The organism is Roseateles sp. YR242, from assembly GCF_900109745.1.
GTDB lineage: Bacteria > Pseudomonadota > Gammaproteobacteria > Burkholderiales > Burkholderiaceae_C > Roseateles.
Genome location: NZ_FOAV01000003.1, coordinates 218,475 through 233,077, shown reverse-complemented (window position 1 = coordinate 233,077; position 14,603 = coordinate 218,475). Strand labels below are relative to the sequence as shown.

Annotated in this window: 10 protein-coding genes and 1 pseudogene; 8 read left to right on the top strand and 3 right to left on the bottom strand. The window is 65.2% G+C overall.

Going from position 1 to position 14,603, the window contains the following annotated elements:
* Nucleotides 1-58: 58 nt before the first annotated feature.
* From BMY53_RS08185 to BMY53_RS08155, 7 genes and pseudogenes are all read left to right on the top strand, one after another.
* Nucleotides 59-1,249 carry an amino acid aminotransferase gene (locus BMY53_RS08185; RefSeq protein ID WP_092945449.1) on the top strand — a complete coding sequence of 397 codons (1,191 nt, stop codon included), beginning with the start codon at nt 59-61 and terminating at the stop codon, nt 1,247-1,249.
* A 112-nt stretch (nt 1,250-1,361) separates the two neighbouring features.
* A complete protein-coding gene (locus BMY53_RS08180; RefSeq protein WP_092945447.1) occupies nt 1,362-1,652 on the top strand; it encodes a hypothetical protein in 291 nt (96 codons plus the stop codon).
* 147 nt (nt 1,653-1,799) lie between these two features.
* Nucleotides 1,800-2,210 (top strand): annotated as a pseudogene (locus BMY53_RS26330) (IS3 family transposase); the annotation flags it as partial.
* Nucleotides 2,211-2,457: 247 nt separating this feature from the next.
* Nucleotides 2,458-2,895 carry a hypothetical protein gene (locus BMY53_RS08170; protein ID WP_092945443.1) on the top strand — a complete coding sequence of 146 codons (438 nt, stop codon included), beginning with the start codon at nt 2,458-2,460 and terminating at the stop codon, nt 2,893-2,895.
* A 2-nt stretch (nt 2,896-2,897) separates the two neighbouring features.
* Entirely contained in the window at nt 2,898-3,503 is a 606-nt protein-coding gene (locus tag BMY53_RS25410; RefSeq protein ID WP_143073995.1) for a hypothetical protein, read from the top strand.
* A 334-nt stretch (nt 3,504-3,837) separates the two neighbouring features.
* Nucleotides 3,838-5,166: a D-amino acid dehydrogenase gene (locus BMY53_RS08160; protein WP_255370090.1), complete on the top strand. Its 1,329-nt coding sequence runs from the start codon at nt 3,838-3,840 to the stop codon at nt 5,164-5,166.
* A 250-nt stretch (nt 5,167-5,416) separates the two neighbouring features.
* Nucleotides 5,417-6,334 (top strand): S66 peptidase family protein, encoded by a 918-nt coding sequence (locus tag BMY53_RS08155; RefSeq protein ID WP_092945915.1) that lies wholly within the window; start codon nt 5,417-5,419, stop codon nt 6,332-6,334.
* Here BMY53_RS08155 and BMY53_RS08150 read toward each other — a convergent pair.
* The gene (locus BMY53_RS08150; RefSeq protein ID WP_092945437.1) at nt 6,327-9,146 is read right to left on the bottom strand and encodes a TonB-dependent receptor; all 2,820 of its coding nucleotides are present in this window, start codon (nt 9,144-9,146) and stop codon (nt 6,327-6,329) included. The two genes, BMY53_RS08155 and BMY53_RS08150, sit on opposite strands and share 8 nt — an antisense overlap.
* A gap of 251 nt (nt 9,147-9,397) precedes the next feature.
* On the opposite strand from BMY53_RS08150, the gene dacB reads away from it, so the two are divergent.
* On the top strand, nt 9,398-10,903 hold the full coding sequence (dacB, locus tag BMY53_RS08145) for a D-alanyl-D-alanine carboxypeptidase/D-alanyl-D-alanine endopeptidase (RefSeq protein WP_092945435.1): 1,506 nt from the start codon (nt 9,398-9,400) through the stop codon (nt 10,901-10,903).
* Here the strand turns inward: dacB and BMY53_RS08140 are convergent.
* Nucleotides 10,824-11,471 (bottom strand): hypothetical protein, encoded by a 648-nt coding sequence (locus BMY53_RS08140; RefSeq protein ID WP_143073994.1) that lies wholly within the window; start codon nt 11,469-11,471, stop codon nt 10,824-10,826. The genes dacB and BMY53_RS08140 overlap by 80 nt on opposite strands.
* Before the next feature lie 125 nt (nt 11,472-11,596).
* A complete protein-coding gene (locus tag BMY53_RS08135) occupies nt 11,597-14,467 on the bottom strand; it encodes a DUF3857 domain-containing transglutaminase family protein (RefSeq protein WP_143073993.1) in 2,871 nt (956 codons plus the stop codon).
* Nucleotides 14,468-14,603 lie beyond the last annotated feature (136 nt).

Here is a 14,603-nt window from a genome sequence, read left to right as displayed (position 1 = left end):
GAAGGCGCGGACCTGGGGATAATGGGCAACGCCTTTTGTCCGCACCGTGGAGTTCAGCATGTTCCAGCACGTCGACGCCTACCCCGGCGATCCCATCCTCAGCCTCAACGAGGCATTCCAGAAGGATCCCCGCACGGCCAAGATCAACCTGTCCATCGGCATCTACTTCGATGACGACGGCCGCATCCCGATGCTGGATTCCGTTCGCCAAGCCGAACTGGCGGTGGTGGAGCAGGGCGGGGCCCGTCCCTACCTGCCCATGGAAGGGGCAGCGAACTTCCGCACCGAGGTGGGCAAGCTGCTGTTCGGCCCGGACAGTGACGTCCTGCGGGACCAGCGGGTGGCCACCATCCAGGGCGTGGGCTCGTCCGGCGGCCTGAAGGTGGGCGCGGACTTCCTCAAGCGCTATTTCCCCGACAGCGCCATCTACCTCTCCGACCCCACCTGGGACAACCACCGCGCCGTGTTCGAGGGCTCCGGCATCGAATGCCGCACCTATCCCTACTACGACGCGGCCACGGGTGGCCTGCGTTTTGACGACATGCTGCAGGCGCTGTCCGAGGCGCCCGCCCGCAGCATCGTGCTGCTGCACGCCTGCTGCCACAACCCCACCGGTGTGGACCTCACGCCGCTGCAGTGGGACGCCCTCATTCCGGTGCTGCAGCAACGTGACCTGATCGCCTTCCTGGACCTGGCCTATCAAGGCTATGGCGATGGGTTGGAGGCAGATGCCTTCGCGGTGCGCGCCCTGGCCGGTGCCGGCCTGAGCTTCCTGGTGGCCAACAGTTTCTCCAAGAACATGAGCCTGTATGGCGAGCGTTGCGGCGCGCTGTCGGTGGTGTGCCCCGACGCGGCGCAGGCCGGCAATGTGCTGGGCCAGCTCAAGTCCACCATCCGCCGCAACTATTCCAACCCGCCGCATCATGGTGGCCAGGTGGTGGCCAAGGTGCTGTCGGACCCACGCCTGCGCACCCTGTGGGAAGGTGAAGTGGAGGCGATGCGGGAACGCATCCTCGCCATGCGCAATGCACTGTTCGAAGTGTTGTCGGCCAAGGTGCCGGGCCGAAACTTCGACTATTTCCTGACCCAGCGCGGCATGTTCAGCTACACGGGGCTTACAGCGGCCCAGGTGGACCGGCTGCGTGAGGAGTTCGGTGTCTACATCCTGCGCTCGGGCCGCATGTGCGTTGCGGGTTTGAACACCCGCAACGTCGAGGCCACGGCCAACGCCATCGGCGCAGTGGTCTGAGGCGGGTGATGCGGGGGAGAAACTCCAACAACTCTTCTGCCAACGCCCGCGTCCAAGGAATGGACGAGACCATTGCAGCAGCCTCGTTTGCGTGAGGTAGAAAAAAGTGGGCATGTCGAGTCATTCGTTGACCTTGCCGTCCGACTTTGCGGACTACGAATGGGAAGTGGCGGCGAAGGGATGGTTCTCAGAGGCGCTGATAACCGTCGCCGAGAAGCAATATCGTCTGAACTTCTACGACTCGACACGCCTCGGCCAGGAGATCGAAAGTGAGCTTGAGAACGGCCGTGTGTTCTTCGAGCCCAATCTGGTGATCGTTCGGTCCGTGACGAGGGCAGAGATGGAGCGGGCGGCGGAACAGTTGGCGCAGTCCGGTTTGGTGGCGTCACTGAAACCGGAGTAGGCGGGAGAGTCGTGCTCTGGCATTTACGAGAAATTCTTGGAGGCCCGCATGCCGAGCGACCTCTACGCCGCTTGTTGGCACACTCCGGCGCCGCTGGCGAGCGCCTGGGTACCGTCGTGGGCGACGTCTCAGCCGCACTGGGTTTTGATGAGGACCACGACCCGGAAAGGATTGAGCCATGAGCAAGTCGCACAGTTCTCGCTCGAGATCCGCGAGCGAGCCGTGAGGATGGTGCAGGAGCAGCGAGGGGAGTACGCCGTGGGCTGCTATTCAGTTCATCGCGCCCAACATTGGCTGCGTGCCACAGACGTTCATTCAATGAATGGGTCAAGCGCACGGGGGTCGGTGCCGGGGTTCGTGAAGGCGTGACGACGACCACGGAGGCCCGACGCGTGAAGCGGCTTGAGCGTGAGGTTCGTGAGCTGCGCAAGGCCGATGAGAACTTGAAGCTGGCCAGCGCGCTTGTTCGCGCAGGCGGAGCTCTACCGCGGCGCATCAAGTCCTGAAGGACCTCGTCGACCAACGTCGCCAGCAGTTGCGGTCGAGTCGATCTGTCGCGATCGCCGGCTTCAATAGATTGAATCGGCTATTTTTCCGAGCCGAATTCGAGAGCCCGGAATCGCCATATTTCTAGACTAGCAACCAAGTTTCTGCGCCGCGTGCTAATGGCGGGCGTGGAGGCGCTCCCTAGACATTGCCGCTCGTCATACATGTTGTGTATGTCAATCACAGCAGGTAAGCGTAATCTACAGCTGACTGTAATACTGAGTCCTTCATGTCTGTTCATTAAGAAGACGGGATAAAAATGGCCACCCAGAAAGATTTGCAAGCGCATAAGCTGGAGCCTGCTGCCCCATCAGGAGGATTCTTGACTTCAGTTTTTCAGCTAAAAGAACTCATTGGCGCCGTAGTTGTGATCGGCGGAGCCATCGCCTGGATCGGCGGCTATTTTGCAACCCGCCAACAATTGAGCGAATTCAAGTGTTTTGCGACCACCAGTCTTATTGCACAACAGGAGAGTTTTCGCGCGAAACAAGCCGAGCAAGATATCCAAAGGCTCACGCGGCAACTAGACCAGCTATTTGAAAAGAAGAACAAAAAAATTTTGGATTCTTCAGATGGCGCTGAACTTCGAAGGCTCGAGCTCGACATCAAAAATATTGAGCGCGTGATGGTAACTGCGCAGACAGAAGCGGCAGCAGCGGAGAAGAAGCTTAAATTCCAAAATTGTAATGGAGATTAGCCATGGTACGCTATTTTGGTGTTGCTCTTGCAATGTTGTTCGGCCTTTTGGATTTTGCAGAGGCACAACTGGTTCCACGGGTCGCTCATAGTACAAATTGGATTCCTTTTGCGACAAACGATTTTTTGGTGGCTGCGGCTTTTGATTCCTATGGTAATGCTGTCGTTATATATGATCCCCGCGCAATTGCGGACTATCATGATCGAATAAAGGTGTTTCTTTTGCTGCGCGAAGAACAGATTGCGGAAATTGCAAAATTGACATTGGGCGATTCAATGGTCATCCGCGATGCATCGGCAAAGCAGCGATTGTCTCGTCCCGATAAGGTGGTCGGAAGTTTTACGGTTATTGAGGAGGAGGGGCTCTATGAGAGTCCATTGTTGGCGAAGAATAGCCTGCGAAATTTGTCGCCGCCATCGAAAATAAGTTGTTTGGCTTTTAGAAAGTTGAATGAGGCTGATCAAATTGCGACCCTGAGGGAGTACAGGTTGTTGACTGAAAAAGGCGATGGATTTTCGTTCGGTAGAACCCGCGCACGCAAACCGATTGAATTCTCGCTAGACATGAAAAAGTGTGCTGCTCGTGCAGGAGAAATGGACGAGCCGTAACCTCCATCGGTTTTGGCTATGGTCCACCCTCGCTGAACGTGAGGAAGGAGAAGTGTCGGGCCCAAGTTTGAAGTGCGACACCCCACATCCTGTAAGGGGTCGCGCAGATGGGAACTCGTTACTCGTGCCTGGGCCAACTGATCGCGTCGCGATTGCTGTTGCTTCGCCCGCCCAACGCTTCATGTGCTTCGAGTGGGACTCAGTGGTTTGAGGACCAGCTCGTTTCCGATTAAACGGGAACCACGTTCTACAAACACATGCAGTCCCTTGGCCGCATGCCCGATGGGAAGCACATCGAGAAGATCGAGAGTCGATACATAGGCCTCAGTTATGGGTGGCGACACGGCTTTCATTGGTCGCCGCCGCGCCAACTCCGTACTCTGCGAGACAGTTCAAAAAACGTCCACAGGGGATGAAACAGCTTGTTGTGATCGGTGGCGGTGTCGTGGGCCTGACCACGGCATGGGCCCTGGTGCAGGCCGGCCACCGGGTCACCCTGGTGGAGCGCGCCGCCGCGTTGGCGCAAGGGGCCAGCCGCGCCAATGGGGGTCAGCTCAGCTACCGCTATGTGTCGCCGCTGGCCGATGCCGGCGTGCCGCTCAAGGCCCTGGGCTGGCTGTTGGACCGCGACGGGCCGCTGCGTTTGCGGCCAGACGGCACCCTGGCGCAGTGGCGCTGGCTGGGGGCCTTCCTGGCGCACTGCAAGGCCTCCACCAATCGCCGCACCACCGCCCGGCTGCTGGCGCTGGGCGCGTTCAGCCAGCGGTGTTTCCTGGAGCTGCAACGGGAGGCGGCACTCAACGCCATCGAACTGCGGACCCCAGGCAAGCTGGTGGTCTATCGCAAGCCGGCGGCGTTTGAACGCGCCGCACGGCAGTCAGACCCCAAGGGGCCGGAACGGGCCATGTCTCGCGACGAATGCCTGGCGCTGGAACCCGCCTTGGGCGACTGTGGCGAACCTTGGCTGGCCGGTGGCATCTTCACAGCCGGTGAGGCGGTGGCGGATTGCCATGCCATGTGCCTCCAACTGGGCCGTCGACTGGAGCAGCACCCCAACTTCCGAGGCTGGGTCCATGCCCATGCGCTGGGCTTTGTGGAAGAGCATGGCCGAGTGGTGGCGCTGCGCAGCACCGAGGGCGAGCTGGCGGCCGACGGTTTCGTACTGGCGGCCGGCCTGCAGAGCGCCGCGCTGGCGGCGCCGCTGGGCATCCGGTTGCCGCTGTATCCGCTCAAGGGCTACAGCTTGTCGGCGCCCATCGGCGGGCAACATCGCCCGCCGGCTGTCAGCGTCACCGACTTCGAACGCAAGACCCTCTACGCCCGCATCGGCCAGCAACTGCGCGTGGCGGCCATGGTGGACCTGGTGGGCGAGGACACCTCGCTGGATCCGTCCCGCCTGGCGGCGCTGCACCGCAATGTGTTGGCCAGCTTCCCCAAGGCCGCGGATTATTCGCAGGCGGTGCCGTGGGCAGGCCTGCGCCCCGCCACGCCCAGCGGCGCTCCCATGCTGGGGGCCACGCCGCTGACCGGCCTCTGGCTTAACGTGGGCCATGGCGCGCTGGGGTTCACCTTCTCCTTTGGCTCGGCCCGCATCCTGGCTGACCTGATTTCCGGCCGGCCCAGCCCACTGGATCTGGATGGGCTGGCGCTCCGGGCTGCCTGAGCGGTTAACTGAACGGCTGCTTGAACGGCTGCTTCAACGGCCTCCAGAGCGGCCTCCAGAGCGACTTACCTGACCGACCTTCCTGCGCCACCTTTCTGCCTCACTTTCTAGCCAACCTTCCTGCGCGAGCCGTTCAACGGGTGGTGAGCGCCATAGCGGCCCGCGCCAGCAGGCGCGACCCCGTGGAGCCGCTATCGTTGTGCCTGCCATCGGCGCCGACACAGCCGCCCTGGATAGCCAAGGACCCCTGATGACAAACGACTGGATCCTCCCGCCGCTCCCGACCGGCGCATGCCTGGGGGTGGTGGCCCCTGCAGGGCCGCCGCGTGAGGGCACCCTGCCGCTGGTGGTACCGATGATCGAGCGGCTGGGATTTCGGGCGAAGATCTTTCCCGGTTGCCAGGGTCCGGCAGCCCTCGGCCATCTGGCGGCCGGCGATGCGCAGCGGCTGCAGGACCTGCACGCAGCCTTTGCCGATCCGGCGGTGGATGCGGTGATCGGCGTGCGCGGCGGTTATGGCTGCATGCGGCTGCTCGACCAACTGGACATGACCCTGCTGCGCCAAAGCACCAAGCCCTTGATCGGCTACAGCGACCTGACGGCGCTGCATGCCGTGCGGCAGTCGCTGGGCCACGCTGGCTGGCATGCGCCGATGCCGGCTTCCGACTGGCATCGTGGCGAGGCGGGTTGGTCCGACGCGCTGGCGCTGGCGGCGCGCCTGCACGGCGGTTTGCGAGCCGGTCAACCGTTGGGGCCGGCGGTGCCGCCCCATCCGCTGGATCGCCCAGGCCCTGCGGTAGCGGGCGTCCTGGCCGGCGGCAACCTCGCGGTGCTGGTCGCCCTCATGGGCACACCCTTCATGCCGGACCTGCGGGGAGCGGTGCTCTTCCTGGAGGATGTCGGCGAAGACCCCTACAAGGTGGACCGCCTGCTCTGCCAGCTTCGCCTTGGCGGTCACCTGGCCGAACTGGCCGGCGTGGTGCTGGGCAATTTCAGCGAAGCGGACCCGCCGCACGACGTGATGGCGGACTATCTGCACCCGCTGGGCTGCCCCGTCCTCGCGGGCTGGCCCGCCGGCCATGCCACGCCCCATCTGCCGTTGCCGCTCGGCGCCCGGGTCAGGCTCGACCCAGGCGCCCGGTCGCTGACAGCCCTTCAGCTCACTTGAAGTCGTACTTCACCGACACCGCCAGCGTCCGCCCGAACGGGTCCGCCACGCGCGGATCCCAGCCGGCGCCGGCCACGTCATCCACGTCATGGTGGGTGAAGGACGGGTCGCGGTCGAACAGGTTGCGGATGCCCACGGTCAGCGTCGTGTTCTTGAAGCCGCTGTACGTGCCGAACAGGTCGAAGGTCGTGTAGCTGGCCACCCGCGTGTTGGCCGTGGCCGGCAGCACGCCCTTGGCACTCATGTCCTGGTCAGCGTAGCCCGACTTGTAGATGGTGCTGAAGGTGGCGCTCCACGCATCGCGGGACCAGGTGATGTCGGCATTGAACTTGTCCCGCAGGTAGAGCGTGCGAGTGTTGAATTTGCCGACCTGGTCCACCAGTGCCTGGCCATAGAAGGTGCGTTCCTTGGCGGTCAGCATGTGCGTGCCATTGATATTGGCCAGCCAGGTGCCTGTGGAATGCTTGAACTGATAACTCGCGCCCCAGTCGATGCCGCGCGTGGTGCTGTCCGCCGCGTTGATCCAGCCCGCTTCCACCAGCACGGCATTGCCGCTGGCGTCACGCTGGATGCGGCCGGAGAAGAGGTCGTAGTTGTTGAGCACGTCGGCGACCGTCAGCTTGCGAATGCGCTGGTCCAGGTCCACACGCCAGTAGTCCGCAAAGGCGTTGAAATCCGCAAAGGGCGAGAACACCAGGCCCACCGTGCCTTGCTTGGACTTCTCCGGCTTCAGGTCGGGGTTGCCGCTGTCCGTGTAGTCCAGGCCGATGATGGCGCACTGGGTCGGGTCCGACGGGCAGCGCACCGGGTCGCTCCAGGTGCCGGTGTAGTCCCGCGGGGCCACGTTGGGGCTGAGCTGCTGGAAGCTCGGCGCCTTGAATCCGGTGTTGTAGGAGCCGCGGAACATCACCACCTGGGCCGGCTGCCAGCGGAAGCCGATCTTCGGATTGGTGGTGCCGCCGATCTTGCTGTACTGGTCATGGCGCAGCGCCAGTTGCAGGTCCAGCCCCTTGATCACCGGCACGGCCAGTTCACCGTAGACCGCGCCGATGTTGCGCGAGACCTTGGGCACGGCCGTGTTGCCGGGGCACAGCAGCACATCGGTGGCGCCGGTGGAGAGGCCGGACACGCAGTTGAAGCCATCCGCATCCGGCGCGAATTCATAGGTCTCGCGGCGCAGGTCCACGCCGGTGGCGAACTGCACCATGCCGGCAGGCAGCTGGAACAGGTCGCCGCTGATGGAGCCATCGAGCTGCTGCAGCGTTGTCTCGCCGCCTTGCAGCCGGCCGCGGGCCTTCATCGAATCGATCAGCGCCATCGCCTCCTTGCTCTGTGTCTGGCCCGGGGCCACCCACGGGTTGATCAGGCCCTGGCTAAGTGCGTTGACGAGTGGGGCGGTATAGACATAACCGTCGATCAGGTTGGAGTAGCCCTTGGCACCGGCGATGGAGGCGCCCAGCTTGTAGCTGTAGGCGCCCAGGTCGCCTTCCAGGCCGGCCAGCAGGCGGGAGTTCTCGTCCACGTTCTCAATGACCCGGTTGCCGAAGTCCTGGGCGCGCCAGCGGTAGGCGATGGGTTTGGTGGGGTCGAAGTCGGTAACGCCGTAGTTCTTCAGGTTGAGGTAGTACGGGCCGTTGACCGGGTAGGCGGTGCCGGAGCTGATGGAGGTGCTGAACTGCGCCGGTGTCAGTTCGGCCTTCACGCGGTTGCGTGAGGCGGTGATCTCGACAAAGGCCTCGGTGTTGTCGTTCACCTTGAAGGAACTGCGCGCCACCAGGTTCTCGGCCTTTTTGGGCGCGGCCAGCATGAACTGGCTGCCGTAGTCGGTGTTGCACAGGTAGCGGCCGCTGGCGTTGTTGGCGGCCTGGGTGGCGGCGCTGGCCGTGGCTGGTGTCCACAGGCCCGGCTGGAACTGCACGCCGGCAGTGACCTGGTCACACGCCCCTTGCAGGCTCAGCAGGTTCACGCGGGTGTACTTCACCGCGTCGCCACTGCCGGCCACCGCCGAGCCGCTGCCCAGCGCCGTGCCGGTGCCGGAGATGATGTTGGCAAACGGGCTGCTGGAAGAGTTGGGCGACAGGCCCAGCGCCGGGTTGAAGCCGGTGGCCCAGTCGCGGTCCGCGCCGCGCAGGATGCTGTTGTCGGTCAGGCTCAGGCTGACCATCATGTTGTAGCCGTCCTTGTCCAACGACCCCCAGCCGCCGGTGATGGACGCCTTGCGTTGCTGGCCGCCACCGGATTCGAAGGGCGAGGCCACGTCCATGCTGACGCTCGCGCCCTGGTAGTCCTTCTTCAGGATGAAGTTGATGACGCCGCCGATGGCGTCGGTGCCGTAGATGGCCGAGGCGCCGTCCTTGAGGATTTCGACGCGCTGGATGGCGGCCATGGGGATGGAATTCAGGTCCACCGCGCCACCGCTCATGCCGGAGGTCGAGACCCGGCGGCCGTTCAGCAGCACCAGCGTGCTGCCCGGGCCCAGGCCGCGCAGGTTGGCATTGGCGCTGCCGCCGGTCAGCCGGTCGGTATCCGCCCCGAACACGTTGTTGTTGGAGGTCGCGTTGTCCGCCCCCGTGCCGTTCACGCCCAGTTGGCGCAGCATCTGCTCCGCGCTGGTGATGCCCTTGCGTGCCAGGTCCTTGTCGGTGATGACCTGGACCGGCAAGGCACCTTCGTCCTTGAGCCGCTTGATGCTGGAGCCGGTGATTTCAACCCGCTCGATCTTTTGCGGCTGCTCCTGTTCCTGGGCCCAGACGGCGACATGCGCCCCCAGACCCACCACCACGAGGCAACGAGCGAGTGGCTTGAGTTTCACGACATTCTCCTTGTCAACGAGTCCAGCGCAGGGGTTCTCCGGAACCTTCGGTGCGCCATCAACGACGTGGCGGTGCGGCCGGCCCTGGCCGCCCGCCTCCAGGCTTGCGAGCTGGGATTGATGATCAAGCACACGGCCCTCGGGCTGTCATAGGACCGTCACGAGTTTGTTGCGTCCGCCACGATGAATGCTTGTCGTCTGTGTATAACCAGACGGAATGTGAAGGGCGCTCCCCGATACAGTCCAGCCTCATGCAAGCTGTTCGATCGACCGCGCCACGCCCTGCACGTGGCCTTTCAGCCCTGTTCGGGGCCACCGTGCTGGCCTTGTCGGGTTGCGCCGGCCTCTCCCGGGAATTGCCGCCGCCGGTGGCAGAGGTGTTCAGCCGGTCCGGCGTACCAGCGTCGTCGTTCGCGGTGGTTGCTTTCCCGTTGGCTGCGCCTCAACAGGGCCTGCGCCTGAACGCCGACCAGCCCATGCAGGGCGCCTCGACGATGAAGCTGCTCACGGCAGCAGCGGCGCTCTACCAGCTGGGCCCCAACAGCCGCGGGCGGACCGAGCTGCTGGTGGCGGGCGACCCTGGCGCGGCCCCTGCCACCATGGCGCCGGATGGCCGCCTGTTGACGCCGCTCTACCTCAAGGGCGGCGCCGATGCCGACCTGGACTGGTCCGCCCTGTGGTTCATGCTGCGCGACCTGCGTGAGCGCCACGGGGTGCAGGAGCTGGCGGGTGGTGTGGTGGTGGACCGGTCGATGTTCCGGCCCTCGCGCCCGGAATTGGGGGCACCGGCCTTCGACGAGCAGCCCGAGTTCCCCTACAACGTGATCCCGGACGCGCTCAACCTCAACGGCAGCCTGCTGAGCTTTGATCTGCGTTCAGACGGCCAGCAGGTGCAGGCCCGCCCGTTCCCCGCCTTTGGGGGCCTGGACATCGACACTCAGCCCCTGACCCTCAATGACCGTGGCTGTACCGATTGGGAAGACGGTTGGCAGATTCCGCAGGCGTCCCTGCCGGCGGGATCCTCGACCGACGGTGCCCGGCTGCAAATGCGTGGCAGCTTCCCGCGCGACTGCCAGGTGCGGCAGTCGCTCAATCTGCTGGACCGCCAATGGACCACGGCCCAGGCCCTGCGCCAGCTATGGGCCAGCCTGGGCGGCAGCCTCACCGGCGAGATCCGCGAAGGGGCGACACCCGTGCCGGCGAGGGTTCTGGTGCGCCACCAGGACCGACCTCTGGCGGAACTGCTTCGCCCGGTGCTGAAGTCCTCCGACAACGCCACAACCCGGCTGATCTTCCAGCGCCTCGGCGCCGCCGCTGCGCAGCCGGGTGAGGACACCCTGGTCGCGGCGCAGCGCAGCGTGAGGGACTGGCTGGTGACACAGGGGGTGGACCCGCACGGCGTGGTGCTGGAAAACGGCGCCGGGCTGTCCCGCATCGAGCGCATCAGCGCCGCCCAGATGGCCGCGATGTTGCAGGCGGTGCAACGCGGCCCTTATGGGCCGGAACTGCTCGCCACACTGCCCGTTGCCGGTGTGGACGGCACGCTGGCACGTCGCTTCAAGGACACACCAGCGCAAGGGCGCGCGCGCCTGAAGACTGGAACCCTTCGAGACGTGGTGGCACTGGCGGGCTATGTGCCGGACGCTTCCGGCCAGCTCTGGGTGGTGGTGACCATCGTCAACGATGTGCACGCGGCGCAGGCTCGCCCCGCGATGGATGCGTTGGTGGCCTGGGTGGCGGCCCAGGGCGTGAGGTAGGGTCCTGGATGTGGAGCTGTTGCTTGGCTTGCTTGAGTAGCTGGTTGCCGTAGCCAGCGTCGTCGCAACTGCAAAGCCTGGTAGTGGTCCGGTTGAACTCACGCAGAGCGTGCCCGTTTTTCGTTCTCATCATGTCTTGCAGCTCCGCAGCGAATTCGTTGCGGATCAGCCGCTGCATCAACGCAGTGCGCGCGTTCACGAAGTGGATCGCACCGGGCATATTCCCGCGTTTGAGGATGCGGTAGCCGCTCTCCGAGATCGCCGGAAAGTCGGCGATCATCTTTCCGGCGTTTCCGTCGCCCGCCTCACACCGCTCTCTCACCATCTCCGTGAATTGGGCCAGGTGCGCATACCAATTCTGCATCGCCGCCTCAAGCGGCTGCTGTCTCAGTGCGGCACGAGCACAGGCTTGGGCCCGGTCCTGCCAGGTGGCCGCCCATTGCCGAATTTCGACTGGCAGCGACGGGGGGGCCAGTGCGGGTGATGCAGCCGTGGCGTGGGTGTCGGAAGCCGGGTCATCCTCTGAGATGGAGGCAAGGGCGCCGGCCCCGGATGAAATTGCGAACATCGAGCACTCCTGGACAGTCAAGACGCCCATGAGTCGGCCTCCAGCTGGAAACGATTCCATTCGGCCATTCGGCCGCTCGGCCCGATCGGCCCGATCGGCTCGCCAGGCCCGCGCGGACGCCTGCGTCAGTCCTGGCCAGGAATGAGGGCTGGCGAATGCAGGCCGACCGATGCCTGTGCCGAGGCCGGGGCCGATCCCGGCGCTCCGCCAGGTGTCGCGCCAGATGTCTCTCCAGCCTCTGCAGGCCGAACACTCGGTCGAACACCCACCCCGGCCGGCGACGATGTCTCGTCTGCCACCGGCGCGTCCGGGAAGGTGTCACGGAACCCACTGCGCCACAGCAGTTCCTCATAAGCCCGCCCGCCGAGGCGTGCACCCAGCCAGTCCTGCAACCAGGCTCGCCCATGCGGCTCCAGCCACCGCACGATCAAGGCACCGAGCGCCATGGCGCCGAGGCCATAAACCCAGTTCGAGATGGAGAGCAAGGCTTTGTCGTCCGCCGTCTTGGCGAGATACCAGAACAGGTAGCCGATGAGCGCGTGCATCGTGAACGCGAACCCGACCAGGCCGGCGAACCAGCCGCGCCAGCCGTCGCGGCCCGGGCCCACCACGATGTCGTCAGCCGGTGGCGCGGCGGCGTGAATGGTGAGCGGTATGGCGGACACCCGGCCACTGGCCAGGCGCACCGGTGCAGAGTGGCGCTTGGCCCTCGGGTCCGGATGGCGTTCCGTCCGGAGCTTCAGCACCAGCGCCGGCGGGCGCAGCAGACGCAGCATGCCCAGCAGCATGCCGCTCGTCAGCAGCGCGAAGGCAATGCCGGTGCGGCCATTGCCATTGCCGCTGACGGCGGTGCTGCTGTCCGCGCTGCTGTTTGTGTCGGCGGTCGTGCCCACTCGCCCCTGGCTCCACCGCAGGCGATAACCGGACCACTCGTCGGCGTCCTTCAGGTGCTGGACGTAGCTCGCCATCTTTTCCGGGTCCACATAATCGCGATGGCTGGCGAAGTGCTGCGTGACGGTAAGCGTGTGGTCCTCCAGCGCATAGCTGCGGCGGAAGCTGAACTGTTCATCCTCCACCTTGCGTTCACCCGAATCCTTCTGAAGGCCGCGCCAGGACTGGGGCAGCCGTGCCCGCACGGTCATGTCCAGCCACTCGGGGTGATTGCGCTGCAGCGGATGCTGACGCTCGGACAGGTCCGGGCGCTGGAGATAGGCGTCCATGTCCGGGGTGCTGAGAATGGCGTCGACCGGTTCGCCCTTGCGGTTGAGGTTCCACAGCTTGTCGATGGTGTAGTGCTCGGTCACCGTGATGCGGTTGGCCCGGTCGTCGTCTTGCCACTCCAGCGGTGCCGCCACCCGGATGTTGTCGAAGGAGCGGGCGTAATAACCCAGGTACAGCTTCTGCAGCCGGGTCAGCCGCTCCTCGCCGCTGCCATAGTCATTGCGCATGCGTTCGGCGGCGGCGCCGAAGTAGCGGGTGGTGACCTGGTAGGCCGCCGGCTGTGCAGGGCCCTGGCTCAGATCGAAATCGATGTCCATCTCACGCCGGTTCACGCTGGCGGGCGCAGTGGCGATAGGGGTGAGGCTGGTGGTGGCCGCGTCGATCACCAGCGCACGGCCGAAGTTGGCCTGCACGAGTTGGTCCAGCGTGCCGCGCTGCGGGGCGCGGGTGGGGTCCAGCCAATACAGATGGCCTTGCCAGCGAGCCAGCACGATGGCGTGGTCAAACGCCCCGGCGGAGGGCTGTTCATCGCCCAGGTGGTCGCGCAGTTCGGTGTTGACGAGAGCCACCCAGGCCTCCACGCCCAGGCCGCGCAGCAGGGCCACGGTCAGCAACGACTTGTCCTTGCAGTCGCCGAAACGCTGGGCCAGCACCTGTTCGGGCCGGCGTGGCGCGTGCGAACCGGCGCCGATGGAGACAGAGAGGTAGCGCACCCGTTCCTGCACCAGCCGCAGGGCAGCCGCAATGCGTTCCTCCTGCGTGCTGAAGCCCGCGGTCAGCGCATCCAGTTCCTTCTGCAGGGCTGCAGTCGGCTTCGCATCGGGCTGGTACATCGGTGCGGCCCAGCGGGCCACCGCGCCCCAGTCCTGGAACTCCGACCAGGCCAGCCGGGCATACGGATAAAACCAGGACGGTGTGGCGCTGTCCATGCGCAGCGCCTGCGAGTCACGTACTTCCCAAAGCCACTCCAGCTCACCACCAGCGAGGGTACGGCGTTGGGCCACCACGCCCGTCGAGGCGGTCACCGCCGGTTCACGGCCGGCCGGCATCAGCAGACGGATGCGCTGGTTGCCCACCGAGGCGGCATATTGCAGATCAGCACCGCCGAACTGCCGTCCGCCGAACACGGGGTTGGATCCGCTGACGGTGTAGGCATATTCCAGCACGTCGCCCACGCGCAAGTCGTCCAGCGTCAGCGACAAGGTGCGGGTGCCGTCGTAGATGCCCTGTTCGAGTTGAGTTTCGCGGTCCAGCCAACGGGCGCGGGCGCGTTGCTGCCAGGGCAGGACCTTGCCGTTGCGGTGGATGCGCAGCTGATGCAGGTGCAGGGTCTGGTAGCCCGGATTGAAGCTCACCTCGATCTGGCCGGTGCTGTCCAGGCCGCGTTCGGTGCGGATGCGGTCCGCGCGATGGCGGTAGTTGTGGCGGTCGTTGGCGGTGACGCGCGTCTGGGTGTCGATCAGCAGGTAGTCCACGCCCCGCTCATTGGCCGGCAAGGTGCGGGTCAGGTCCGGCGTGACGGATTCGACCCAGGCGGGCGTCGGTGTTAGCGGAGGCAGCGGGGCGCTGCGGGCGCCGGCATCGCCTTTGAGCGGTGTGGCGGGGGTGTCTGCTGCCCGAAGGTCCTGAGGCTGAGCGACCCGCGCTGCGGGCGCGGTGGTGGCGGCCGTGGCGGCCATGGCCACGGGCGCCACCATGGCGGCCAGGCTGGCCACCACCACGGCCAGCGACGGGGCCAGCCACCGGGCCAGGGGCCGGCCCGGGAGCGACAGCATGCCCCGTGGCTGCCATGGCGCCATGCTGCGCCGGGCCCAAAGGCTGCGTCCAGGAACTTCCCGCGCTGCCATCTCCGCTGTATTCACCATCCTCGCGGTGGCCGTCGTATTCACCGCATCCGGACGCGTGGTGTCG

Coding starts and splice junctions, on each gene's coding strand:
- BMY53_RS08185 (WP_092945449.1), top strand. CDS start 59: ATGTTCCAGCACGTCGACGCCTACCCCGGCGATCCCATCCTCAGCCTC.
- BMY53_RS08180 (WP_092945447.1), top strand. CDS start 1,362: ATGTCGAGTCATTCGTTGACCTTGCCGTCCGACTTTGCGGACTACGAA.
- BMY53_RS08170 (WP_092945443.1), top strand. CDS start 2,458: ATGGCCACCCAGAAAGATTTGCAAGCGCATAAGCTGGAGCCTGCTGCC.
- BMY53_RS25410 (WP_143073995.1), top strand. CDS start 2,898: ATGGTACGCTATTTTGGTGTTGCTCTTGCAATGTTGTTCGGCCTTTTG.
- BMY53_RS08155 (WP_092945915.1), top strand. CDS start 5,417: ATGACAAACGACTGGATCCTCCCGCCGCTCCCGACCGGCGCATGCCTG.
- dacB (WP_092945435.1), top strand. CDS start 9,398: ATGCAAGCTGTTCGATCGACCGCGCCACGCCCTGCACGTGGCCTTTCA.
- BMY53_RS08140 (WP_143073994.1), bottom strand. CDS start 11,471: ATGTTCGCAATTTCATCCGGGGCCGGCGCCCTTGCCTCCATCTCAGAG.
- BMY53_RS08135 (WP_143073993.1), bottom strand. CDS start 14,467: ATGCTGTCGCTCCCGGGCCGGCCCCTGGCCCGGTGGCTGGCCCCGTCG.